The following is a 440-nucleotide window of genomic DNA, read 5'->3' as shown; positions in this document are numbered from 1 at the left end:
GGGACGATCAGCCGCATTGCTGACAACAAGCTTGACCGCAAATTCACCCCAGATAAGCCAAATACCGTCTTTGTCAGCGACGTCACCGAGTTTAGAATCGCAGGCCGCAAGGTCTATCTGTCACCGGTGATGGATCTGTTCGACCGTTCAATTGTTGCCCACACCGTGGCTACATCGCCGTCGACCGCGTTTACCGCCGGTTCTTTAGCTAAGGCGATCGCGGCGTGGGCACCTGAACCCGGGTGGATGATGCACACTGACCAAGGCTTCCAGTACCAGCATGCCTCGTGGCGTGACCTGATTGGCGACAACGGTGGTGTTCAGTCGATGTCGCGTAAAGCCAACTGTTACGACAACGCGGTCATGGAGAACTTCTTCGGCCACGTGAAAACCGAGATGTACCACGGAGAAGTCTTCGACACTGTCGCAGAGTTCAACCA

At 55.5% G+C, this 440-nt stretch carries 1 protein-coding gene; it reads left to right on the top strand.

Annotated elements, in window-relative coordinates; all coding sequences use genetic code 11:
• Positions 1-440, top strand: a 440-nt coding sequence (locus HMPREF2651_RS08255; protein ID WP_141746491.1) for an IS3 family transposase, incomplete at both ends; no start/stop codon positions are given.

Source organism: Corynebacterium sp. HMSC063A05 (assembly GCF_001809695.1).
Taxonomy (GTDB): Bacteria; Actinomycetota; Actinomycetes; order Mycobacteriales; family Mycobacteriaceae; genus Corynebacterium; species Corynebacterium amycolatum.
Note: the sequence above shows the minus strand (reverse complement) of the source record. Positions and strands in the feature narration are given on the sequence as shown.